Annotated in this window: 22 protein-coding genes; 13 read left to right on the top strand and 9 right to left on the bottom strand. The window is 72.5% G+C overall.

Going from position 1 to position 22,971, the window contains the following annotated elements; all coding sequences use genetic code 11:
* Nucleotides 1-121: 121 nt before the first annotated feature.
* Nucleotides 122-856 carry a YIP1 family protein gene (locus ACIBFB_RS01995; RefSeq protein ID WP_397225131.1) on the bottom strand — a complete coding sequence of 245 codons (735 nt, stop codon included), beginning with the start codon at nt 854-856 and terminating at the stop codon, nt 122-124.
* Between the two features lie 22 nt (nt 857-878).
* Entirely contained in the window at nt 879-2,384 is a 1,506-nt protein-coding gene (locus ACIBFB_RS01990) for an LCP family protein (protein ID WP_397225129.1), read from the bottom strand.
* Nucleotides 2,385-2,691: 307 nt separating this feature from the next.
* Between ACIBFB_RS01990 and ACIBFB_RS01985 the strand changes: the two genes are divergently transcribed.
* Entirely contained in the window at nt 2,692-3,696 is a 1,005-nt protein-coding gene (locus tag ACIBFB_RS01985; RefSeq protein WP_397225128.1) for a glycosyltransferase family 2 protein, read from the top strand.
* Nucleotides 3,697-3,738: 42 nt separating this feature from the next.
* On the opposite strand, the gene ACIBFB_RS01980 is transcribed toward ACIBFB_RS01985, so the two are convergent.
* Together ACIBFB_RS01980 and ACIBFB_RS01975 are read right to left on the bottom strand one after the other, a co-directional pair.
* Nucleotides 3,739-4,521 carry a glycerophosphodiester phosphodiesterase gene (locus ACIBFB_RS01980; RefSeq protein WP_397225126.1) on the bottom strand — a complete coding sequence of 261 codons (783 nt, stop codon included), beginning with the start codon at nt 4,519-4,521 and terminating at the stop codon, nt 3,739-3,741.
* Nucleotides 4,518-5,279, bottom strand: a complete 762-nt coding sequence (locus ACIBFB_RS01975; RefSeq protein ID WP_397225124.1) for a 2-C-methyl-D-erythritol 4-phosphate cytidylyltransferase — start codon at nt 5,277-5,279, stop codon at nt 4,518-4,520. The genes ACIBFB_RS01980 and ACIBFB_RS01975 overlap by 4 nt, the downstream gene beginning before the upstream one ends.
* 324 nt (nt 5,280-5,603) lie before the next feature.
* On the opposite strand from ACIBFB_RS01975, the gene ACIBFB_RS01970 reads away from it, so the two are divergent.
* The 10 genes from ACIBFB_RS01970 to ACIBFB_RS01925 all read left to right on the top strand — a co-directional run bounded on the left by ACIBFB_RS01970 (nt 5,604) and on the right by ACIBFB_RS01925 (nt 13,510).
* The gene (locus ACIBFB_RS01970; protein ID WP_397225436.1) at nt 5,604-6,452 is read left to right on the top strand and encodes an ABC transporter permease; all 849 of its coding nucleotides are present in this window, start codon (nt 5,604-5,606) and stop codon (nt 6,450-6,452) included.
* Nucleotides 6,452-7,330 carry an ABC transporter ATP-binding protein gene (locus ACIBFB_RS01965; RefSeq protein WP_397225122.1) on the top strand — a complete coding sequence of 293 codons (879 nt, stop codon included), beginning with the start codon at nt 6,452-6,454 and terminating at the stop codon, nt 7,328-7,330. The genes ACIBFB_RS01970 and ACIBFB_RS01965 overlap by 1 nt, the downstream gene beginning before the upstream one ends.
* Nucleotides 7,331-7,537: 207 nt before the next feature.
* On the top strand, nt 7,538-8,509 hold the full coding sequence (locus tag ACIBFB_RS01960) for a hypothetical protein (RefSeq protein WP_397225120.1): 972 nt from the start codon (nt 7,538-7,540) through the stop codon (nt 8,507-8,509).
* Nucleotides 8,510-8,553: 44 nt separating this feature from the next.
* Nucleotides 8,554-9,249 carry a DUF5941 domain-containing protein gene (locus ACIBFB_RS01955; protein ID WP_397225434.1) on the top strand — a complete coding sequence of 232 codons (696 nt, stop codon included), beginning with the start codon at nt 8,554-8,556 and terminating at the stop codon, nt 9,247-9,249.
* A 34-nt stretch (nt 9,250-9,283) separates the two neighbouring features.
* Nucleotides 9,284-10,015: a sugar phosphate nucleotidyltransferase gene (locus tag ACIBFB_RS01950; protein WP_397225118.1), complete on the top strand. Its 732-nt coding sequence runs from the start codon at nt 9,284-9,286 to the stop codon at nt 10,013-10,015.
* A gap of 5 nt (nt 10,016-10,020) precedes the next feature.
* The gene (locus tag ACIBFB_RS01945) at nt 10,021-11,070 is read left to right on the top strand and encodes an iron-containing alcohol dehydrogenase family protein (RefSeq protein ID WP_397225116.1); all 1,050 of its coding nucleotides are present in this window, start codon (nt 10,021-10,023) and stop codon (nt 11,068-11,070) included.
* A complete protein-coding gene (locus tag ACIBFB_RS01940) occupies nt 11,048-11,818 on the top strand; it encodes a CDP-alcohol phosphatidyltransferase family protein (RefSeq protein ID WP_397225114.1) in 771 nt (256 codons plus the stop codon). Before ACIBFB_RS01945 ends, ACIBFB_RS01940 begins: the two co-directional genes overlap by 23 nt.
* Before the next feature lie 293 nt (nt 11,819-12,111).
* Nucleotides 12,112-12,942: a glycosyltransferase family 2 protein gene (locus ACIBFB_RS01935; RefSeq protein WP_397225432.1), complete on the top strand. Its 831-nt coding sequence runs from the start codon at nt 12,112-12,114 to the stop codon at nt 12,940-12,942.
* A gap of 95 nt (nt 12,943-13,037) precedes the next feature.
* Entirely contained in the window at nt 13,038-13,322 is a 285-nt protein-coding gene (locus tag ACIBFB_RS01930; protein WP_397225112.1) for a hypothetical protein, read from the top strand.
* The gene (locus ACIBFB_RS01925; RefSeq protein WP_397225110.1) at nt 13,304-13,510 is read left to right on the top strand and encodes a hypothetical protein; all 207 of its coding nucleotides are present in this window, start codon (nt 13,304-13,306) and stop codon (nt 13,508-13,510) included. The genes ACIBFB_RS01930 and ACIBFB_RS01925 overlap by 19 nt, the downstream gene beginning before the upstream one ends.
* 54 nt (nt 13,511-13,564) lie before the next feature.
* Here the strand turns inward: ACIBFB_RS01925 and ACIBFB_RS01920 are convergent, their stop codons facing one another.
* From ACIBFB_RS01920 to ACIBFB_RS01900, 5 genes are all read right to left on the bottom strand, one after another.
* Nucleotides 13,565-13,912, bottom strand: a complete 348-nt coding sequence (locus ACIBFB_RS01920; RefSeq protein WP_397225108.1) for a hypothetical protein — start codon at nt 13,910-13,912, stop codon at nt 13,565-13,567.
* 395 nt (nt 13,913-14,307) lie between these two features.
* Nucleotides 14,308-14,910, bottom strand: a complete 603-nt coding sequence (locus ACIBFB_RS01915) for a malonic semialdehyde reductase (RefSeq protein WP_397225106.1) — start codon at nt 14,908-14,910, stop codon at nt 14,308-14,310.
* A 118-nt stretch (nt 14,911-15,028) separates the two neighbouring features.
* A complete protein-coding gene (locus ACIBFB_RS01910; protein WP_397225104.1) occupies nt 15,029-16,180 on the bottom strand; it encodes a glycosyltransferase in 1,152 nt (383 codons plus the stop codon).
* Between the two features lie 244 nt (nt 16,181-16,424).
* Nucleotides 16,425-17,789, bottom strand: a complete 1,365-nt coding sequence (locus ACIBFB_RS01905; RefSeq protein ID WP_397225102.1) for a nucleotide sugar dehydrogenase — start codon at nt 17,787-17,789, stop codon at nt 16,425-16,427.
* A 104-nt stretch (nt 17,790-17,893) separates the two neighbouring features.
* Nucleotides 17,894-19,642, bottom strand: a complete 1,749-nt coding sequence (locus tag ACIBFB_RS01900) for a glycosyltransferase family 4 protein (RefSeq protein ID WP_397225100.1) — start codon at nt 19,640-19,642, stop codon at nt 17,894-17,896.
* A gap of 253 nt (nt 19,643-19,895) precedes the next feature.
* On the opposite strand from ACIBFB_RS01900, the gene wecB reads away from it, so the two are divergent.
* Together wecB and ACIBFB_RS01890 are read left to right on the top strand one after the other, a co-directional pair.
* Nucleotides 19,896-21,008, top strand: coding sequence for a non-hydrolyzing UDP-N-acetylglucosamine 2-epimerase (gene wecB / locus ACIBFB_RS01895; protein WP_397225098.1), 1,113 nt, complete (start codon nt 19,896-19,898; stop codon nt 21,006-21,008).
* 186 nt (nt 21,009-21,194) lie between these two features.
* Nucleotides 21,195-22,967 (top strand): hypothetical protein, encoded by a 1,773-nt coding sequence (locus ACIBFB_RS01890; protein ID WP_397225096.1) that lies wholly within the window; start codon nt 21,195-21,197, stop codon nt 22,965-22,967.
* Nucleotides 22,968-22,971 lie beyond the last annotated feature (4 nt).

Genomic DNA, 22,971 nt, shown 5'->3' with positions numbered 1-22,971 from the left:
ACCCTACGCGCCGGGGTGTGGCGCGTGACCCAACACGACGTGAACAGTCAGGCGCACAGGTTACCGGGGCGGAGTGGGCGGTACGCACCGGGTGTCCGCTCGTGGGCGACTGGGGACGGTGTCAGCGGCCGTCGTCGGAACCCGGGAACTCCTCGGGGTCCACGTCCAACGGCGTCCACACGGCTCCGCTGTCGCCGCGTCGGCGGAACGGAGTGGTGGTCTTCTCCGGGTCGCCCTCGTACCCGCCGCCCGGAGGCGGCGCGGGCATGGGGGGAGTGTCGGGCAGTGCGTCCTCGATGGTGTCGGTCACAGTGGACGGCCCGTCACCCGCGCGTCGCCCGCGGTTCCACCGCGGGTCGCCCGCCTGTCCCGCGTCCTCGCGCCACCGGACGCCGTCGGCGCCGTCGCGGCGCACGTCCTCCCGGCTCGCGCTGGCGACCACCCGTGCGGGGGCCTCGCGCAGCCCCCGCCAGCGGGTGGGCGCCATGGCCGAGCACAGCAGGAGCACGCCCAGCGGCAGCGCGACCGCCGACCCGGCGCCGCCCGGAAGGAGGAAGCTCTCCGGATCGAGCCATCCGAGCACCGCGCCGGGAGACGCCGGTGCGATCACGGGCCACAACGCGAGCGCGGTCAGCAGCGCGCCGCTGGAGGCGGCGAACAGCGGGGACACGTGGCCCGCCACGAGGTAGGCCCCGCCAATCCCCACCAGGCACATCACCACCACGGACAACACGGATGCGACCGTCAGGTCACCCTCGGTGATCTGGGGGAGGAGGTCGGCACCCCAGGCGACGGCGATCCACAGGACCGGCGTCAGGGCGATGCCTGCCAGCAGACCGACCAGATGGCGGAGCACGGGTCACCTCTCTCGCGCGGGATCACGCGCAGACGTTGTCCCGCGCGGTCGTCGTGGCCAGGGGCCCGTCGGAGGCCGAGGCCTCCGGTTCGGGCTCCGGGAGTTCGGGGGCGGTGAAGGTCGTGAAGTTGAAGCCGATCACGACCTGGATCTCGTCGTCCAGGGTACGGTCCTCCACCAGTTCCGAACCGGGGAAGACCTCCGCCACGAACCGCGCCTCCTCCGCGGCCTCGGCGCCGCGCGGGTACCGGATCTGCGTCGTGGCCACGTCGCGGTCGTCCCAGTTCTCCGCGGGGGCGATGACGTCGAACCCGACCTGGGAGAGGTTGTCGTCGGTCCGCGCGCCCATGCCCGGCGTGGCGGTCCCGTTGAACACCCGGATCCGGACGTCGGCGGGGTCCGGCGGCGCGGGAGAGGCCTCCTCCTCCGGGTTCCCCTCGGCGATGGGGCGGTCGGCGCGGATGTCGGCGAACAGGTCGCGGGCGGCGGGCTCGTCCCACAGCAGCGCGACGTCACCGCGCGGCGTCCAGTGGTTCATGTCGGCGATCGGCACCTGCGTGAACGCCACCTCCGACAGGTCGATCTCGCGCAGCTGGTACGCCAACGCGTTGAGCGCGCGTCCGTCCAGCTCCTCGTCCACCGTCACCGAGGACAGCGCGCTCTCCAGGAACGTGGCCAGCCGTCCCGGGTCGGTGAGGGTCTGACTGCTCGTCGCCCGGTCGAGCATCGCGGACAGCACCTGCTGCTGCCGGTCGATCCGGTCCAGGTCGCCGCGGGCGGTGGCGCGGGTCCGGGCGAAGGCCAGCGCCTCGGTGCCGTCCACCTCGTGCGTGCCCGCCGCCATGTCCAGCTGCGCCTTCGGGTCGTCGATCGCCTCGGGCAGGCACACCTCGATGCCGCCCAGGGCGTCCACGACGTCCACGAAGCCCTCGAAGTCCACCTCGACGTAGTGGTCGATCCGCACGCCCGTCAGGGACTCCACCGTCCGGACGGTCATCGCCGGGCCGCCGTAGGCGTAGGCGGCGTTGATCTTGTCCTCGCCCTCGCCGGGGATGTCGACCCACAGGTCGCGGGGGATGCCGACCACGCTGACCCGGTCGCGGTCCTCGTTGACCCGCACCATCATGATGACGTCGGACCGTCGGCCCGGCGTCGATCCCACGCTCAGCGCGTCCTGGTTCTCCTGGCTCATCTCCCCGCGCGCGTCGGAGCCGATCACCAGGAAGGTGAGCCCGCCGGTGGGGTTGTCGGGACGGTCGCCCGACGCGAGCGCCCCGAACACGTCGAAGCGGTTGAGCACGCCCGACATCCAGCCGGTGACGGCCCACGACGTTCCGGAGGCGAGCAGGACCAGCGTCGAGAGAGCGCCCATCACCAGCAGGCCGGTTCTGCGGCGGCGCACGGCGGGCGGGGGCACCGTCACCCGACCGGACCGCGCCGACCGGCGGGCCTCGGGCGGGACCGGCTGGGAGCGCTTGCGCCGGAACTCCTCCGGCGGTCCCTGCCGTCCGGTGTTGTCGTCGCCCATCGGAGTCCCCGTCCCACCCGTGCAGCGGTGTCCTTCATCCTTAGGTTGTCACCCGATCCGCCGAAGGGCGCGGGATGTCAACCCTCGGCGTGTTGTCGTCCGTTTGGGTGTGACGCCGCCGGGCGGGGAACCGTTCACCCGGGAACGAACGGGTCGACGCCCCGGCTGTCGGAGGCCGCGGTCCGCCGACTCCGGCCGGCGCCGTCCGGTCCGCGCGTGCGCGGCGGCGGAGCGGCCTCGCCGCGTGCAGTACGGTTGACGCGCGTACCACGCAGTCCCGACACGTCTTGACCTTGGGAAGTGCCCCGTGTCCTGGCCGCCAGTCTCCGTCGTCATGCCCGTCCTCAACGAAGAGCGCCACCTCGCCGCCGCGGTGGAGCACGTCCTCGCCCAGGAGTACCCGGGCGAACTGGAGGTCGTGCTGGGCGTGGGTCCCTCCGCCGACCGCACCCGCGAGGTGGCCGACGGGCTCGCCGCCGCGGACCCGCGCGTCAAGGTGGTGGACAACCCCACGGGACGGACCCCGGCCGGGCTCAACGCCGCGATCGGCGCCTCCAGCCACGACATCGTCGCCCGCATCGACGGGCACGCCATGATGCCGTCGGACTACCTGAGGGTGGCGGTCGAGACGCTGCGCGAGACGGGTGCGGACAACGTCGGCGGCATCATGGCCGCCGAGGGGAGCACGCCGTGGGAGAGGGCCGTCGCCGCCGCCATGACCTCCAAGGTCGGCGTGGGCAACGCACGCTTCCACACCGGTGGCGAGGGCGGTCCCGCCGACACCGTCTACCTGGGCGTCTTCCGGCGCGCGGCGCTCGAACGGGTCGGCGGTTACGACGAGGCCTTCCTGCGCGCCCAGGACTGGGAGATGAACCACCGCATCCGCGCCACCGGGGGCACGGTGTGGTTCCAGCCGCGCATGCGGGTCTCCTACCGGCCCCGGCGCAACGTGCGGCTGCTCGCCAAGCAGTACTTCCACTACGGCCGCTGGCGGCGGGTGGTGGCCCGCCAGCACAAGGGCACGATCAACCTGCGCTACCTCGCCCCGCCGGTCGCCGTGGCGGGCATCCTCGCCGGGCTGGTCGGCGGTGTGTTCTGGTGGCCGCTGTTCCTGGTGCCCGCCGCGTACCTGGCCCTGGTCGCGGCGGCGTCGGTGCCGCTCGCCAAGGGGCTGCCGGCCGCCAGTGCGCCGATGGTCCCGCTGGCCCTGACGACCATGCACATGTCGTGGGGTGTGGGCTTCATCACCAGTCCGCCCGGGCTCGGCTCGGACTCGCGCACCGCGCGGGCCGCGCGCTCCGCACGCGCCTGACCCGGCGGGGCGCAGGTCGTCCAGCGGCGGGAACCGCGCGGATCAGGCTCCGGCGGCGCCGCCCCCGGCGGCGGCCTTGAGCGCCGACACTGTGCCCGGCACGTCGTCCACCACGACCGCGTCCATCCCCGCCTCGGCGAACCTGGCCGCGTCCACCGGGTCGGGGCACCACGAGATGATCTCCAGCCCGGCGCGGTGCGCCAGGTCGACGGTGTAGGAGACCGAGCGGCGGCCGGGCCGGGGCGCGTCGCCCGTCCGTCCGAGCGACCGTGCGTCGACCGCCACGATCGGACAGCCCATCCCGGCCGCCCCCGCGACCGCCTGGTCGAGCGGGGTGCGCACGTAGGGCATCCACGCCGTCGGCAGCCCGGGCGCGCCCTCGTGGACGGCCAGCAGCACACCGGGGTCGAAGGAGCACACGAACACGCGCCGCCGCGCGGCCTCCCGGCGCAGGTGGGGGAGGAGGAGCGACACCGTGCGGCGGGACGGGGCGTCCACCGCGTCCTCCATCACCGACTTGACGTCCACGTCCAGGCCCACCTCGGCGGGTACGGCCGCCAGCCCCTCCTCCAGCCGGAGCAGGCCCGCCGCCGCGCAGGCGTCCGCGGTCAGGTCCACGATCGCCCGTCCGTCGTCCAGGGCGGCGTCGTGGTACAGCACGAGGGCGTCGTCGGCCGTGCGGCGCACGTCGATCTCCACCCAGTCCGCCCCGGCCCCGGCCGCGGCCGCGTAGGAGGCCGCGGAGTTCTCCGCGGCGCCGTCGACCACGCCGCGCCCGGCGCCCCGGTGGCCGATCACGTCGGTCGGTGTGAACACCCGGCTCACCGCGCCTCCCCCGCGCTCCCGTTCCCGCGCGGGACGCGCGCCCGCCGCAGCAGCGCCTCGGCGATCTCGACGTCGCCCGGGTTGGTCACCTTGATGTTGCCCTCGTCACCCGGCACGATCCGGACCTCCTCCTCGGGCAGGTACCGCAGCACCACCCCGCAGTCGTCGGTGGCGACCAGGCCGGGGTCGGCCATCGCCAGCGCGTAGGCGCGGCGGAGCACGCCCAGGCGGAACCCCTGCGGCGTCTGCATCCTGCGCAGCTCGGCGCGCGGGGGCACGTCCACGATCGCCTCCCCGCCGGTCCGGCCGGGGGCCACCCGCACGGTCGTGTCCGTGCTGGGAACCGCGACCCCGACCGCGCCCGCCTCGCCCAGCGCCGCCACGCACGCCGTGACCGTCGCCGGGCGGAGCAGCGGTCGGGCGGCGTCGTGCAGCAGGGCCAGGTCGGTGTCGGCCGCCGGCGCCATCGCCGTCAGCGCCGCGTAGGAGGTCCCGGTCCGGGTGGCGCCGCCCGGCAGCACCGCGCTGACCTTGGTGAACCCGGCGTCGGCGACGAGGTCCTCCACCCGGCCCACGTGCTCGGCGACCATCAGCACGATGATCTCGTCCACCTCCGGGCAGGCCTCGAAGGCGGCGACGGAGTGCTCGATGATCGGCCGGCCCTCCAACGGGAGCAGCTGTTTGGGGGTGGCCGCGCCCATCCGAGCGCCCACCCCTCCGGCCAGGACCGCGGCGATCACGCGCGGAGCTGCGGACATCTCTTCGCCTTTCTCGGGACGCGTGTGCACGCACGGGGAATCCAGTCGCCGACACTAGCGGACGGCCTCCGTGGGCACCCGACCGATGGTTCGGCCCCTCCTCCGCGGCGGTAACCTATGGACGCCTGTATGGCGTGCCCGGTCCGGACCTCCTCTGACACGGTCGTGAGACCGGGCGCGGTCCGCGACATCCCCCACTCGCCCGGACACGCCCCCCGTGCCGCGGGCCCGGTGAGGGCGGAACCGCGAATGTCGGCCCGGTGCGCGCAGGTGAGTACCTACACGCCCGTCCGGAACGCTTCGACCCCGGACGTGAATCAACCCTTGGAGGTGGCGGTGGCGTCAAGGACGCTGGCCGTCTGGGAGCACCGGAGGGTCGTCGGCCTCCTGGTCCGGCGCGACCTGAAGGTCAAGTACCAGCAGTCCGTACTCGGGTACGCGTGGACGATGCTGGAACCCATGGCCATGACGTTGGTCTACTTCACCGTCTTCGGCGTCATCCTCAACGCGAACCGCGGGATGCCGGAGAGCGCCGCGGACAGCGGCGGCTTCCTGTTGTTCCTCGTCGCGGGCATCCTGCCGTGGACCACCTTCGGCGCGATCCTCGGCGAGGCGCCCCGGGCGATGATCACGCACTCCAAGCTGATCACGACGATGAAGGTGCCCAGGGAGATCTTCCCCCTGGCGACCGTGGGCACGAAGTTCGTCGAGTACCTGCTGACCTGGCCGGTCCTGCTCGTCTTCGTGTTCGCGCTCGGCGGTCGCCCCTCCGTCGCGGGCCTGCTCCTGTGGCTGCCGCTGGCGGTCGTGCTGACCTTCATGTTCGGCCTGGGCGTCACCCTGTTCCTGTCCTCGGTCAACGTCCTGCTGCGCGACGTGGAGCGCCTGACGCGCATCGTCACGCGTGTGCTGTTCTACGGTTCGGCGATCCTGTTCCCGGCCTCGATGGTCCTGGACGCGGACGCGGTCCCGGGCTGGGCGGCGACGCTCTTCCAGCTCAACCCCCTGATGGGGATCTTCCAGATGCACCGTACGGTGTGGTTCGCTGGGTTCGGGGAACTAACGCCGACGACCTTGGCGTTGTCCGCTTCGGTGGTGGGTTCCGTCCTGATGCTGGTCATCGGATACTGGACGTTCCGCCGCCTGGAGATGTCCGTCCTGAAGGAGTTGTGATGGCGCAGACCACCTACGGCGCCGAGGGCACCGGCGGGCCGGTCATCGAGGCCAAGGGGCTCGGCGTCAAGTTCGCCGTGAACCGCCGCCGCAAGCGCAGCCTGCGCGAGATGTTCATCCACGGGTCCAAGCGCGACCCCAACGCCGAGGGCGACGAGTTCTGGCCCCTGCGCGACGTCTCCTTCGAGATCGCCCGCGGCGACTGCGTGGGCATCGTCGGCAAGAACGGCACCGGTAAGTCGACGCTGCTCAAGCTCATCGCGGGCGTGCTCATGCCCGACGAGGGCGAGGTCCACGTGCGCGGCAAGGTCGCCCCGCTGCTGGAGCTGCGGGCGGGCTTCAACGACAACCTCACCGGCCGCGAGAACGTGTACCTGGTCGGCTCGCTGCACGGCATGTCCGAGAAACAGATCGACGAGCGCTTCGAGGAGATCGTGGACTTCGCCGAGATCGAGTCGAAGTTCATCGACTCCCCGGTGCGCCACTACTCCAGCGGCATGAAGGTCCGGCTCGGCTTCGCGCTGATCTCCCAGCTGGAGCACCCGATCATGCTGGTCGACGAGGTCCTCGCGGTCGGGGACAAGGCGTTCAAGCGCAAGTGCTACGACGCGATCGACCGGATGCTGGCCAACCAGCGCACGATGGTCCTGGTCTCCCACAGCGAGAGGGACCTGCGCCGGTTCTGCAACCGGGGTCTGTACGTCAAGGGCGGCGGACTCGCCCTGGACACCGACATCGAGGCGGCTCTGGACGCCTACAACGAGGACACCCAGGCCAAGATCGCCGAACGCAAGAAGCGCGAGGAGGAGAAGAAGCGCAAGGCCGAGGCCGAGCGCGAGAACGGCGGGGGTCCCACGGGCGGCGGCAAGGCGGCCTGACGGGCTCCGGTCCGGTCCCTCCCCTGGACGGCTGACGGCGAGCGCACCTCCGACCCCGGAGGTGCGCTCGCGTCTGTCCGGGCATGCCCGAAACGCGGTCGCTCGGCCCTCACCACGTCTTACCAGGCGCTATGTGCGTGTCAGTGGTTGAATGGTCACTCAGTGTAGGTAACGGTGGCTCCCAGCACGGCTGGAGGAGGCACGACCATGGCCAAGGACTCGGTGGCACGGGCCACCGCGCGCATGTTGGAACGCAGGTGCGTCACCCGCTCGGGGGTGACACGGATCAGCGTCGTGGCGGCGATCGCGGCGGCGGTCTGGTTCTCCCAGGCCGACACGGTCGGCTGCCTCGTCGGCTCGGCCCTCCTCGGGGTCGTGCTGTTCTGCGACTCCGTGCGGGCGCGCATCCGCACCGACCGCCGCGACGCGCTCACCATGTGGCTCGCGGCCATGCTCGGCCAACTGCGCGAGTACGCCGTCTACGTCGGGCTCGCCCTCGGGGCGGTCGCGGCGGGCATCCAGGGCGCGTGGGGTTGGGCGGCGGGAGCGCTCATCGCGCTGGCCCTGCGGGACACGTTCCTGGTCGTGCGCTCCGCGCCGTCCGGGGCGGGCACGGGCGGCGGAGCCGCCTCTGGGGGCGGGGCCGCCGCGCGCCGCGACGGCGGTGTCCAGGGCGGGCCCAGGAGGCAGGGGGAGCGCGGCGCTCACGCCGACGCCCATGGCGACGGAGGGCCCCACGGCCCCACGGCCCCCCACGGCCGCCGCGGCCCCAACCGGCTCCTGACCGGGCTCGTGCCACCGCCCCCCAGGGGAACCCAGGAGAACGACCCCAGGCTCACCGACCGCCTCCTCGGCGGCCCCGACGGGCGCCCAGCCGCCTCGCGCAACGGCGTCGCCCCCGGTTCCTCCACGGGAACCGCCGTCCGCGACGCCGCGGAGACCACCGCCGAAGCGGCCGACGCCGGCACCCACGGCGAGCCCGACCGGGCCGGGGGAGCGCCCCTGCCCGCCGCGATCCGGCGCGTCATGGTCTTCAGCCAGCCCACGCGCTTCCTGACCATCGCGGTCACCACGACGGTCTGGGACGCGCGGGTCGCCTTCCTCACCCTCGTCGTCGGGTGCGCGCTCGCCGTGACCGGGGAACTCGTCGACCCCACCGCCAGGGAGACGCGTCGGTGACCGGACACGATCCCGACGGCAGCGCCCGGCCGCCGCGTGAGCGTCTGTGCGCCACCGTCCCCGACCTGCGGACTCTGCGTGACGACAGTCACGTCTGCGCGCTGCTCGGCCGGGTCGCCCCGGGGGCCGTGGCGCCCCTGCTGCCGGCGCTCACCGGCCTGCTGGTGGTCGGGACGCTCCTCGTGGCGGTTCGGGGACAGCTGGCAGGCATTACCCTGTTCGCACCGGTCGCTGCCCTGCTACTGTCCGGTCTGGCCTCGGGGCACCCGCACGACGGGCGCCTCGACCGGATCGTGCCACCCGTCCTGCGCTTCACCGAGTACGGGTACCTGGCGGTCCTGGGGTCGGCGTCCGGTGTACCCGGTCCCTTGGTGTTCGTACTCTTGATGGTGGTCGTCAGCCACCACCGCGACGACGTCGCGCGTCCCTCGGTCGGTGTCGCCCGCCCCGCCTGGGTGCGCAGGGCGGCGCTCGGATGGGACGGGCGCATGCTCGTCATCGCGGTCGGCGGTGCGTTCGACGTACTCGCGCCCGTCTACGGGGCACTCGCCGGATACCTGGCGGTGCTCCTGGTCCGCGAGGCGGTGCGCTCCTGGTGCGCGACGCCCGTGACCGAGGTGTGCACGACCGTCACCGCGTCCCCCCGCGGAGGCGGCACGGACCGGGGAGGTCCCCGGACGACCCCACCTGGACACGAGGACGGGGGCCGACCGGCCGCCGGAACGAACGGGGAGGCGTGAGGCGTCTCCCCGACCTAAGGAGGAACACGCCCTCATGCTCGGAATGGTTCTCGCCGCAGGCGCGGGACGGCGTCTGCGCCCCTACACCGACACCCTGCCCAAGGCCCTGGTGCCCGTCGACGGCGAGACGACCATCATGGACATCTCGCTGCGCAACCTCGCCGCCGCCGGGCTCACCGACGTGGTCGTGGTGGTCGGTTACCGCGCGGAGGCCGTCGAGGCCCGCAAGGAGGCGCTCGAGGAGCGTCACGGCGTCAAGATCACCCTCAGCTACAACGACAAGGCCGAGGAGTGGAACAACGCCTACTCCCTGTGGACCGCACGCGAGTTCTTCTCCGAGGGCGTCCTCCTCGTCAACGGTGACACGGTTCACCCCGTGAGCGTCGAGGAAACGCTACTCGCCGCGCGGGGTCCGGAACTCCTCCTCGCGGTGGACGACGTGAAAAATCTGGCCGACGAGGAGATGAAGGTGACCCTCGACGAGGGCGGCCACCTCAGGACCATCACCAAGCTGATGGACCCGGCCACCGCCGCGGGAGAGTACATCGGCGCCACCCTCCTGGAGGGCTCGCTCGACGCCCGCCTGGCCGACGCGCTCAAGGCCACCTGGGAGCGCGACCCGCAGCTGTACTACGAGGACGGCTACCAGGAGCTGGTCAACCGCGGCGAGAAGGTCTCCGTGGCCCCGATCGGCGACGTCCAGTGGGTCGAGGTCGACAACCACGACGACCTGGCCAAGGCGAGGGAGATCGCGTGCCGCTACTAGCGCGAATGCTCCCCTCCCCCCTGGCGATCGACGTGCGCCGGGGGGCCATCGCCTCCCTCGGGACCGTGCTCGCCGACCGCCGGATCGCCACCGAGGGCCGCATCGCGGTCGCGGTCGGCCCCGGCCAGGGCGCGCAGATCGCCGCTGACCTGGACCTGCCCCAGTGCGAGGTCTTCCAGGTCGACGAGGGCACCGTGGACGCCGCCACCGACCTGGGCAAAAAGCTCCGGTCGGGCGCCTACGAGGCGGTCGCCGGCATCGGCGGCGGCAAGACCATCGACGTGACCAAGTTCGCCGCGACCATGGCGGGCATCCCCATGGTCGCCGTCGCGACCAACCTGGCGCACGACGGCATCGCCTCGCCGGTCAGCTCCCTGGAGCACGAGGGCGGCAAGCCGTCGATCGGCGTCACCATGCCCATCGCCGTGGTCATCGACGTCGACTACGTCCAGGCCGCCCCCTCGCATCTGGTCCGCTCCGGGATCGGCGACGTCGTCAGCAACATCTCGGCCATCGAGGACTGGGAGCTGGCGGGCCGGATCGACGGCGAGCCGGTCGACGGCATGGCGGTCACCTTCGCCCGGGTCGCGGCGGAGGCGGTGCTGCACCGTCCCGACTCCATCGAGTCCGACGCCTTCCTCGCCGTGCTCGCCGAGGGCCTGGTGCTCTCCGGCATGGCGATGTCGGTGGCCGGGTCCAGCCGCCCCGCCAGCGGTGCGTGCCACGAGATCCTGCACGCGATCACGCAGCTCTACCCGGGGACCAGCAACCACGGCGAGCTCGCCGGGCTGGGGGCGCTGTACGCGTCCTTCCTGCGGGTGCGCCACCTGGGCTGGTCGCAGCGGCGCCTGGAGGAGATTCGCTCCTGCCTGATCCGCCACCGGCTGCCGGTCCTCCCCTCCGACGTGGGACTGGGCGACGACGACTTCGTGCGCGCGGTCGTCCACGCTCCGGGCACGCGCCCCGGACGCTTCACCATCCTTGAACACCTGAACCTCTCCGAGGACGAGATCAAGCGGAGCGTCGCGGACTATGTCGAAGCCGTCGGTCGCTGAGGTCCGCGCGGGCGGCCAGCCCGCGGGGATCAAGGAGCGTGTGAACGAGGAGCACTGGGCGGGCCGCTACTACATGCGGGACGTCTCCCCGTACCTGAGCACGCTGTTCGTCCGGCTCGGCGTCCCGCCGAACCCCATCACCTACCTGATGATGGTGTTCGGCGTCCTGGCCGGGGTGGTCGTGGCCTTCGGCGGTCTGTGGCCGGCGGTCCTGGCGGCCCTGCTGGTGCAGGTCTACCTGCTGCTGGACTGCTCCGACGGCGAGGTGGCCCGGTACACGGGACGCACGAGCGTGGCGGGGATCTACCTGGACCGGATCGGCCACTACGTGTCGGAGATCGCCCTGCTCATCGGTCTGGGCGTGCGTGCCCAGGGCGGGTTCGAGCCGGGCGGCTGGGTCGTCCTCGGGATGGCCGCGGCGATCGGCGTCGCGCTGATCAAGGCCGAGACGGACAACGTCGTGGTGGCCCGCGCCAAGGCGGGGCTGCCGGAGGCGGTCACGGCCGAGGCGATGCGGCCGCGTTCGTCCGGGCTGAGCCTGGCCCGGCGGCTGGCTTCCGCGCTGAAGGTGCACCGCGTGATCCAGGCGGTCGAACTGTCGCTCCTGGTCGTGGTGGCGGCGGTCGTGGACGCCTTCCTGGGCGACCTGACCGCGACCCGGGTGCTCGTGGCCGCGTGCGCGGCCGTGGGCGTGGTCATGAGTCTCGCCCACTTCGTGAGCGTGGTCGCGTCGCGCCGCCTGGAATAACGCGTCAGTGACGGTACCGTCACATACGAGGCCGTGTGTGTTGCCCGCCTCACGGCCTCGTACACCTTTCTCTTATTCTCTCGTTAGTCTGTTCGTGCGAATGTTGACGAGAGTCAACCATCTCGATGTCCGTCGTCCACTGAACGGTCGCAAGCATGGCCACATCCGTGATCCCGTCCTCACCGGTCTCCGGCGCGTCCGCGGAGGAGGACTCCCGAGCGCCGAGAGCCGAACGGAGCCGTCCCGAGGTGTCCGGTCCCATCCAGCCCACACTGTCCTGCGTCCTGCTCACCATGGGCAACCGCCCCGCCGAGCTGCGCCGGGCGATCACCAGTGTGTTCGAGCAGGAGGGTGCGGACGTCGAGGTGGTCGTGGTCGGCAACGGCGCGGACCTGCCCGAGCTCCCCGAGGGCGTCACGACCGTGCGGCTGCCGGAGAACGTGGGCATCCCCGAGGGGCGCAACCACGGGGTGCGGGCGAGCAAGGGCGACGTCGTGCTGTTCCTGGACGACGACGGGTGGTACCGCTCCACCGACCTGGCCCGGCACGTGCGGGAGCGGTTCGCCGCCGAGTCCGCGCTGGGCGCGCTGTCCTTCCGGATCGCCGACCCGGACGGGGGCCCCGACCAGCGCCGCCACGTGCCGCGGCTGCGGGTGGGCGACTCCCGCAAGTCGAGTGTGGTGACCACCTTCCTGGGCGGGGCGTGCGCGATCCGGCGCAACGCGTTCGAGGAGGGCGGCGGTCTGCCGGGCGAGTTCTTCTACGCGCACGAGGAGACCGATCTGGCCTGGCGGATCCTGGACGCGGGCTACACGATCGAGTACGACGCCGACGCGGTGATGTACCACCCGGCGGTCGCGCCGACCCGGCACGAGAACTTCTACCGGCTCAACGCCCGCAACCGGGTGTGGCTGGCCCGCCGCAACCTGCCCTGGCCGCTGGCCTTCGCCTACCTGGGAACCTGGGTCGCGTTGACGGTGCTGCGCGAGCGGGACCGGGCGGCGCTGCGGTCGTGGTTCGGCGGGTTCCGCGAGGGCTGGCGCGCGGACGCGGGTCCGCGCACGCCGATCCGGTGGTCGACCGCCTGGCGGATGACGCGCGCGGGACGCCCGCCGGTCATCTGAGGTCCGGGAGCCGAAGAGCGCTTCCGCCTGCCGTGCGACCATGGGGTCACGGTGCCGCGCGGGGCGCCGACACCCGGGAACGGGGGGTGGTTCCGATGGTCCTGATCGCGGCGATCCGCTTCGTGACGCTGGTCGTCACCGCGTTCGTGGCACTGGTGAGCTTCTTCGTGCTGCTCGGTCTCCGGTTCACCCTGCCCAGGGATCAGGTCGAACCCCGCCGTCCGGACGGGTTCCGATACGGTCCACCTCCCGAGGAGGAAACGGACCGGGACCACGGACCGGATGCCCGTCGTGTCGTCGGCGCGTGCCATCATGGGCGCTCGGCTCCGCGAAGCGCGGCGCGTGACCTTGGAGGAGACGCATGGCGGCAACGGGCCTGATCGTCATCGTTCTGGTGCTGGGACTGGTGGTCCTGGCGGCGGTCGTCGGGCTGGTCGTCTTCCTGGCCGTGCGGTCGGGGAGGAAGAGCGCTCCGCCGCGGCAGCGGTACGGGCAGCCGCCCCACCCCCAGCAGGGGCGGTACCCGCAGCAGGGCGGCCCGTACGGCCCGCCTCCCGGTCAGAGGTAGGAACAGACTCCCCATCGGACGCGCCTGAGGCACCTCGCCTGGCGGGGGCGCCGGTCAGCTGGCGGAGGCGTCCATGTGCCTGACCTGGGGCACCTTGTCCGTCGGTACGAAGCGCGGCCAGGTCGGGGTCTCGCACTCGGCCGCGTGGAGCGCGGCGCGGATGTTGGCCGAAAAGAGCCGGGAGGCGTCTTCCAGGTTGCCAGCCTCGACGCCCATGGTGATCGACACGGTGCGGTTCGTCAGACTGCCGACCACGTCGGGGTCGACGATCCCCGGGTCGCACTCCTGAAGGTTGTCGAGCTCCTCGACGAGCCGGTCGACGAAGGCGTCGAACTCCTCGTCGCTGTCGGCCCCGTTCCGAGCGTTGAACGACAGGTCGGCAACAAGGTGGTGTATGGTCACGGGTTCGGCTCCTCCCAGCATGTGGCTCGCCGCAACTGCCCGAGAAGGTCCTTGAGGTAGTTTGCCCCCGAAGGCGTGAGCTTAACGGTCTTGAAGTGCTTGTCGTCGCATGAGCAGTACATCTTGTAGTACTTCTTCCTGCGTTCGACCCGCCATCCTCTGGCTTCGGCCGCCCGTAGCACGGATTCCAGGTCCTTGTTCGGGTGACGAGGTCGAGCCATGCGAAGCCTCAGCTGATCGTATCGGCGGAGATCTGGTGGCGCTCGAGCTGGTGCAGCCAAGCGTAGGTCAAAACTACGGGGGTTGGCGCCGTCATGCCGGTGGTTCGGCCGATTCGTCGTGGACATACGGAACAGGGCTGGGCGCGATCGCGCCCAGCCCCGTTCGAGCGTGGATCAGACCTCGGTGACGACGTCCTCGTAGCCCAGGCGCGGCAGGCGGTCGAACCAGGCGTCCGGGCCGGGCCTGCCGACGTTCATCACGACGACCGGACGCAGCGGCGAGTCCTCGCCGAAGAACTCCCTGCGCACGCCCTCGGCGTCGAAGCCGGTCATCGGACCGGCGGCCAGGCCGGCGGCGCGTACGCCGATGATCAGGTAGGCGATCTGGAGGAACGCGGTCTGCTCGGCCATCCTCTCGCGCGCCTCGGGCGCCTCGGCGAGGTTGTCGCGCGCTCCGGGGAAGACCGGGAAGACCGTGGGCAGCTGCTCGTGGAAGTCGGTGTCCGCGGACAGGATGAGGGACAGCGGCGCGGTCGAGGTCTTCGGGGCGTTGTTGCCCGACATGTGCTTGACCAGGCGTTCGCGAGCCTGGGGGGAGCGCACGGCCGTCACGCGCAGCGCCTGGTTGTTCATCGCGGTCGGGCCGAACCTGACCAGGTCGTGGATGGCGCGGACCTGATCGTCGGTCACGGGCTCGTCGGTGAAGGTGTTCGCGGTACGGGCGGAGCGGAACAGCAGGTCCTGGGCGGCCTTGTCGAGAACCAGTGCCTCGTGCATGTCATAACCTCTGGGGTGCTCTGCGGGCGCCACCAGCGCGAACGCCGTGGCGGGCTGACAGAGGCACCAACATGCTTGCCTAGGAAGATATTTCCTAGGATCCTTTATGTGGTCCGGATCACTCGCTCGTCGCGTACCGGCGCCGCGTCCTCGGCCGCGGAATCTCCGGAACGGCGGGCGAACTCCGGTCGGCCCACTCCTCCAGCCGCTTGACGAACAGCCGGGCCTGCACCGGCCAGTGGTACGACGCCCGTGCGATCCCGTGTCCGGTACGCGCCAGCGAACGCCGGAGGTCGGCGTCCCGCCGCAGCCGCAGCACCGCGTCCTCGGCCGCGTCCACGTCCCCGAACGGGACCACCAGGCCCGCGTCGCCCTCGGGACGTCCCGTGACCAGGTCCCTGGCCATCGGATTGGCGGTCGTCACCACCGGGAGGCCGTGCGCCATGTACTCCACGACCTTGGTCGGCATCGAGTGCCGGTAGTTCGGCGTGTCGTGCAGCAGGCTCAGCCCCGCCATCGCCCCCGCGCAGATGCGCAGCGCCCGGTCGTTGGGCACGAACCCGTACCAGTTCAGGTCGCCGTCCTGCTGTGCCTGGCGGAGCAGCGGCCGCACGTTGGCGTCCGCGCCGCCGATCACCTCCAGCCGCACCCCGTGCGGGCGCAGTCTTCGGCCCAACTCGACCAGCTCGTGCGCCCCGCGCGCCACGGACACGTGGCCCAGGTACACGACCCGGTCGTCGCCCGGCTCCCGGGAGGGCTCCACCGGCACGTCGGTCGTGTTGGGCACCACCGGGTGGTGGAACCTGAACCGCGACCGGTACCCCTCCTCGGCCAGCAGCAACCGCATCCGGCGCTCGGCCCCGCGCTCGAAGGCGCGCACCACCGCGCCGAGCGGCCGCCGCAGAGGTCGGGGCACCCACGGCTTGGTCAGGATGGCCGCGGCGGTGTCCTCGTGGACGTCCCACACGGTGACCGGGCGCTGGGCGGGCAGGGCCAGCATGAGTTCGGGGTCGTGGAAGAGCAGCAGGTCGGCGCGGGGGGCGTGCTCGGCGAGCACCGCGCGCGCCGCACGCAGGGCCTTGAGCCGCTCACGGCCGACGGCCCGGGGCACGTCGACGGAGTCCAGCTCACCCCACGGGGTGACACCGCACTCCCTGAACGGGGCGACGTAGGTCACGTCGTGCCCCGCTTCGAGGAGCGCGCGGATCTGACGGTGCAGGATCCGGGCGTCCTCGGGATGGTGGACCACCGTGGCCACGAGCGCGTGCATTGAACATCACCTAAGTCACCGGTCGGGTCCGTCTACAGCGATGATCCGCCTCACCTGCGCGGTACCAGCTGTCCGACACGGTAATCACCTGCGGAAACGGTGCGAATAAACCAGGGTGGACACATGGGGTTGATCGGGTGAACCTTCGGTTGGGCGAAGGTGAACGAAACGGGGCACGCCGATGAACCGCGATGGGTTCGCGATCGGCGTGCCCCGGTCACCGCAGTTCGCGGACGGTGGGCGCCTAGAGCACCTGGAGACCCTCGCGCCGCGCGATCGCGCGTGACTGGGAGGGCACCTCCGCGTCGGCCGCGGGCGCCGAGCGGCGCAGCACGCCGCGGGTGTCCAGCAGCAGCCGCGCGTACTCCGCGAGCCGCTTGGGCCGGTACTCGGCGTGGTCGGTGAGCAGGATGGTCAGGTCGGCCTCGGCCAGCGCCCGGTCCAGGTCGGTGGCCCGGGGGACCTCCTGGCCGTCGACCTCCCACGCGTCCACGTGCGGGTCGTGGTAGGTGAGCGCGGCGCCCTTGGCCGCGAGCTTACGGGCCACCGGGCGTGCCGGGGACTCGCGCTGGTCGGCGATGTCGGCCTTGTAGGTCACGCCCAGCAGCAGCACCTTGGAGCGCGACAGCGCCAATCCGGACTCGTTGAGCAGCTCCTGCGCCCGCTGCGTCACGTAGGCGGGCATCCGGCCGTTGATCTCCTGCGCCAGCTCCACGAAGCGGAACGGGTAGCCCAGCGTCTTGACCTTGTACGACAGGTAGTTCGGGTCGATCGGGATGCAGTGCCCGCCCACGCCCGGCCCCGGGTAGAAGGCCTGGAACCCGAACGGCTTGGTCTTGGCCGCCGCGATGGCGTCCCACAGGTCCACGCCCAGCTCCTGGCAGAAGATGGCCATCTCGTTCACCAGGGCGATGTTGACGTGCCGGTAGGTGTTCTCCAGCAGCTTGGCCATCTCCGCCTCGCGCGTCCCGCGCGCCCGGACGACGGTCTCCACGAAACGGCCGTAGAACTCCGCCGCGGCCGTCCCGCAGTCCTCGGTCAGACCGCCGACCACCTTGGGGGTGTTGGCGACGCCGAAGGTCGGGTTGCCCGGGTCGATCCGCTCGGGGGAGAACGCCAGGTGGAAGTCGGCGCCCGCGACCAGGCCGGACTCCTCCAGGATCGGCCGGACCACCTCCTCGGTGGTGCCCGGGTAGGTGGTGGACTCCAGGATGACCAGGGTGCCCGGGGTGAGGTGGGCCGCGATGGCCTTGGCGGCGGAGGTCACCGCGCCCAGGTCCGGGCCGCCCTCGGGGGAGAGGGGGGTGGGCACGCAGATGACGATCGTGCGCGTTCGGGCCAGGCACGCGGCGTCCGTGGTCGCGATGAACCCGCCGTCGCGCATCGCGCGGACGTCCTCGTCGGCGAGGTCGTCCACGTGCGACGTCCCGCGGTTGAGTCCGTCGACGACGTGCTCGTTCACGTCGAGACCGACCACGCGCAGCCCCGCGGACACGGCCTCGGCCGCCAGGGGCAGGCCGACGTAGCCGAGCCCGATGATGACGAGGTCGCTGGTCTCACCGGCGGGCTGTTCGGGAACGGACACTGGGTTGGAGGCTGCGGCATCCACTTCGCGGTCACACTCACATTCGTTGGGTGAACGGGCGCACTGATTTCGGGGACAGCCTGGGGAGGAAGGTGGGACACCCGAGTGTAGGCAGATGTCGTCCCCGGTTATGGGATCTGGCCTGGTTCGGACAATTTCCGAATAAGAGCCCGGTACGCCTGGTTGTAGCGGTATGCGGCTTCCGCCCAGGTCCGATCGGTGCCGACACGGTTCCGGCCAGCGAGGCCGTACGAAATCCGCTTTTCATGACTGTAAGCGAGCTTTGTCAGCACTTCAGCGAGAGCCGCCGATTCGCCAGCCGGAATTAACTCACCAGTCACCCCCGGTTCCACAATCTCTCGCAACGCCGGCAACTCACTGGCCACAACGGGAAGGCCTCCCGCCATAGCCTCCACGGGCTTGAGAGGCGTCACCAGCCGACACACCCGATCGTCCCGACGCGGCACGGCGAACACGTCCAGGGCGCCGTGGTACGAGCGCACCTCGCCGGCGGGGACCCGCCCGGGGAAGTGCGCCGCCCCCGCCAGGCCGAGCGCCTCCGCGCGGGCCCGCAGCGCCGGCAGTTCGGGGCCGTCGCCGACGATCAGCGCGTGCACCCGCTCCCCCCGGTCGCGCAGCAGCGCCACCGCGTCCAGCAGCACGTCCAGACCCTCGTAGGAGAAGCAGCTGGTGGTCGTGCCCACCACGAACTCCTCAGCGCCGATCCCCAGCTCCGCGCGCACACCGTCGCCCGGCGGCAGCGGTTCGAGGAAGGAGGCGTCCACCGCGTTGGGCGCCACCAGCAGCCGTTCCCGCGGCACGCCCCGGGCCTCGATGTCCGCGCGCATCGCCTCGCCCAACGTCACCACCAGGTCGGCGGCCAGCATGCACTCCGTCTCGTTCGCGCGTTCCGCCTGGTAGAAGGCGTCCTCCACGCCGCGCGAGGGGTCCCGCGAGAGCCAGGACTCCTCCAGGAAGCCCCGCACCTCGTACACCACCGGCAGCCCGTACCGCCGGCCCAGCTCCAACGCCAGCCGGGCGTTGTGGTGGTTGCTCGCCGCGTGCAGCACGTGGGGGCGCAACGCCTCCACCAGGGGGCCCGCCAGTCCCAGCCCGGCCGCCAACTCCGCGCGCGCGTCCGCGGGCGCCGTCCACGGCAGCAGCCGGTGGTAGGGGATCCCGTCGACCCGCACCAGCGTCCGCGGGTCCGCGACCCCCTTCGTGAGCGGGTAGCCGGCGCGGGTCGCCACGTGCACGTCCATCCCCGCCTCCCGCTGCGCGGTGGCGATGCGGTGCGTGCGCTGCGTGTACCCCGCGTTGGTGTGCGGTAGCGCGTTGGTGACCAGATGCAGCACCCGCAGTCCCGCCCCCGGCGCGGCCGGATCCTCGGCCACACGCCACCGTTCACCGGCGGGGCGTGCCGGTCGCCGAGCGTTCACCGTGTCGTCGGGCCGCGTTCGGTGACCACGGGTTAACGTGATCCCGTGATGGTCAGGCGACGTGGACGGGGACGCGGGAACAGCGCGTCCTGTCGCCAGAGCCGTCCGATACTCCGCCGCGTCTCGGCGCGGACCCTCCGGGAGCTGTTCGACCAGCTCACGCGCGGTGTCCGCGTCGCCCGCGGCCAGGCTGGCGGACACCAGCCGGTCGACGCGGCGGGGGGAGGCTCCCGTCGCGGCGGCGAGCACCGCCGAGCGTGCCTCCTCGCGCTGGCCCCGGTCCCAGAGCGCGTAGGCCCGTGCCAGGCCGCCCATCCGGGTGGCCGCGGCCCGGACCGCGCGCCGCACAGGGCCGGGCGCCAACCGCAGCGCCAGCAGCGGCAACCGCGCGGGATCGGACCGCAGGTGTCGCCAGGCCAACGTGACGGTGAACGTCACCGCTCGCACCCAGCGGGTACGCGGACGCGGGACGTGGGATTCGGAAGTCTGGGTGTCATGCACGGTCAGTCACACAACCACGTGGACGTGACCAGGTGGTGACACCACGGCGACACGGACGGGACGGCTCGGGCAAGGAACCGGGCGGACCGTCCCGGGTCCGGACCGGGCCCACCCCCCGCGACCAGGTCGGACCCGCCCCACCCATCCCCTCGGTGGGCACAGCACCCCAACAGAAGGAAACGTGAGAGACGTGGCATCGAGCGCTCCCCTCGGGAGTCAGGACACCGGGATCGTGCACGTCGTCGGAGCACGGCCCAACTTCGTCAAGGCCGCGCCCGTCGTCTCGGCACTGCGCGAACGCGGCGCGCACCAGGCGGTCGTCCACACCGGGCAGCACTACGACGACCGCATGTCCGCCGTCTTCTTCCGCGACCTGGGCCTGCCCACCCCCGACGTCGACCTCGGCGTGGGCTCGGGCTCGCACGCGGCCCAGACCGCCGCCCTCATGGTCGGGCTGGAGAAGGAGTTCACCGAGCGCCGCCCCGGCATGGTCGTCGTCTACGGCGACGTCAACTCCACCGTGGCCGCCGCCCTGGTCGCCGCCAAGCTGCACATCCCCGTGGCGCACGTGGAGGCCGGGCTGCGCTCCTTCGACGACACGATGCCCGAGGAGATCAACCGCCGCGTCACCGACCAGCTCAGCGACCTCTGCTTCGCCACGAGCCCGGAGGCGATCGGCCACCTGGCCGCGGAGGGCGTCCCCACCAGCCGCGTCCACCTGGTCGGCAACCCCATGATCGACACGCTCCTCGGCAACCTCGACCGCTTCGACGCCGACGCGCTGCGCGCCCGCCTCGACCTGCCGGAGCGCTACGTCGCCGCCACCCTGCACCGGCCCGCCAACGTCGACGACCCCGAGACCGTGGCCCGCCTCGTCGCCCGACTGCACGAGATCGCCGACGCCGTCGACGTGGTCATGCCCGTGCACCCGCGCGGCAAGGCCGCCTTCGACCGCGCCGGGCTCGGCGACCACCCGCGCGTGCGCCTCCTCGAACCCCTCGGCTACCTCGACTTCGTCGCGCTGACCCGCGGCGCCTCCGCCGTGGTCACCGACTCCGGCGGCGTCCAGGAGGAGACCACCATCCTCGGCGTTCCCTGCCTGACCCTGCGCCCCAACACCGAACGGCCCGTCACCATCACCCACGGGACCAACCAGCTCGTCACCGAGGCCGACCTCCTCCAGGCCCTCACCAAGGTCCTGGACGGGCACGGCCCCGAGCGGCTCGGCGACGACGTCCCGCCGCTGTGGGACGGGCGCGCCGGTGAGCGCATCGCGGCCATCCTCACGCAGTGGTCGAGGTGAGCTCCGTGGCACACTTCCACCAGACCATCCCCGCACGGCACGGACCACGCACGGGACCCGCCTCCCGCCCGACCACGGGTGTTCGCGCGCGCTCCCGCGCACACACCCGGCACCGTCCGACCGATCCCGCACCCAGGCCCGACGCGGTGGAGACGCCGACCCGACCAGAACGCGAGGTGGCAGACCGTGAAACGGCGTGAACAGAGCCAGACCGAGCAGCTCAAGCAGGCCCTGGCCGAACGCGAGGCCCAGCTCCAGGAGGCGCGCGCACGCCTGGCCGCCGTGGAGGGCTCGACCTCCCTCCAGGTCGGGCGCGCGCTCACCGCCGCCGCCAAGCGGCCCGGCCGCTCCCTGGTCCGGCTCCCGCGGGACCTCTACCGCCTCTGGCGCCGCAGCGGCCAGACCAACCACAGCGAGCGCCGGCGTCCGGCCAGCGAGCCGGTCCGCTCCTTCGACGCCGAACGCCAGGAGGCGCGCCTCCTCACCGGTGTCGCGGGCGGTCGCGAGGACCTGCTCATCGCGGCCACCGTCGTCGGCCCCGCCATCCAGACCGCCGTCGACCCCTACGTCCGCACGGTCCCGCTGCGTCCCCACGACGCGCAGATCGTCATGGACGGAGTCGACGTCGACCTCGTCCTGGTCTCCTCGTCCGCCGCCGCCCCCGGCTCCCCGTGGGCCCACGTGGGCGACCCCGCCGCCGCCGACCGCACCCGTGCCCTGCACTGGGTCCTGGAGTCGGCGGCCGCCCGGGGCATCCCCGCCGTCCTCCTCGACGACGCGCCCGCCCCGCCCGCCCTCCGCGAGCTCGGATTCGACCGCGTCCACCAGGGCGACGCCGGTGTCCCCCTCCACCTGTTCAACCCGGTCGCCGCGGACCTCGCGCCCGGCCCGGCCGCCGTCTACGTCCGCGCCACGCCCGACCAGCCCGTCCCCGACGTCCTGGCCGACCTCGGCGTGCGCGTGGTCGACGCCGACGCCGCCGACCTGCCCGACGCCCTGCGCGCGGCCAACGTCGCCGTCGTCCCCGGCGCCTCGCCGGAGACCGACCGCCTGCGCCGCCGCGCCTGGGCCTGCGGCGCCCGCGTGGTCACCCACTCCCCGGCGCCCCAGCCCGCCGGCGAGGACCTCGCGGTGTCCGTTCCGCGCCTGCGCGCCGAGGAGCCCACCGAGACCGAGCAGCGCGAACTGCTGCGCCGGGTGTTCCTCGACGAGGCCACCCCGGTCCGTCTGGCCTCGGTCCTGGACGGGCTCGACCTCGCCTCCGGCACGTCCGGCACCGACCTGCCCCTGCGCGGGCGCTCGGTCGCCGTCCTCGCCGACCCCGCGGGGGAGGCCGACGCCGACCAGCTCGCCGCCGACCTCCTGGCCGCCCGGCTGCGCCCTGCCGAGGTCGTGGTCCCGGGCACGGCCGCCAAGCTGCCCGGCGTCAAGCGGCTGCGCGCCGAGGGCGTCACCGTGCGCACCGTGCGCTTCAGCGCCCCCGACACCCCCGAGGAGCTCACGCGGGACACCGCCCGCGACGGCGAGGACGGCCACGGCGGGCTCACCGCCCAGCGGTGGGCCGCCCTGGCCGAGCGCGCCACCGCGCCCTGGGCCCACCCGTGGACCCGCCCGCTCGGCGACCACCGGCTCGTCGACCTCGTCTGCGCCGCGGAGTGCTCCGGGGCCGACGCTGTCGGCACGGCCGACACCGGAGCGGACCCCGACGACCCCCTCGCGAACCCGGGGGAACGCGGCTACTTCGACCGCCCGACCACCGGCGGCCAGCAGTACGAGTTCGTCAGCGCCATCACCCCGGAGCTGGCCCGCACCGCACTCCTCAGGCGCGGCTGGCGCCCCAGGGAGTGGAACCGGCGCGGCAGCCGCCTCCTGGCCCTGGGCCCGGACCACGGCACCGGTGCCGACCCCGGCGGCGACGGGTCCTCCCACACCGCCGCCCAGACCGGCGCCGTCGGTTGACCCC

The organism is Nocardiopsis sp. NPDC050513 (assembly GCF_044457925.1).
Lineage (GTDB): Bacteria > Actinomycetota > Actinomycetes > Streptosporangiales > Streptosporangiaceae > Nocardiopsis.
Note: the sequence above shows the minus strand (reverse complement) of the source record. Positions and strands in the feature narration are given on the sequence as shown.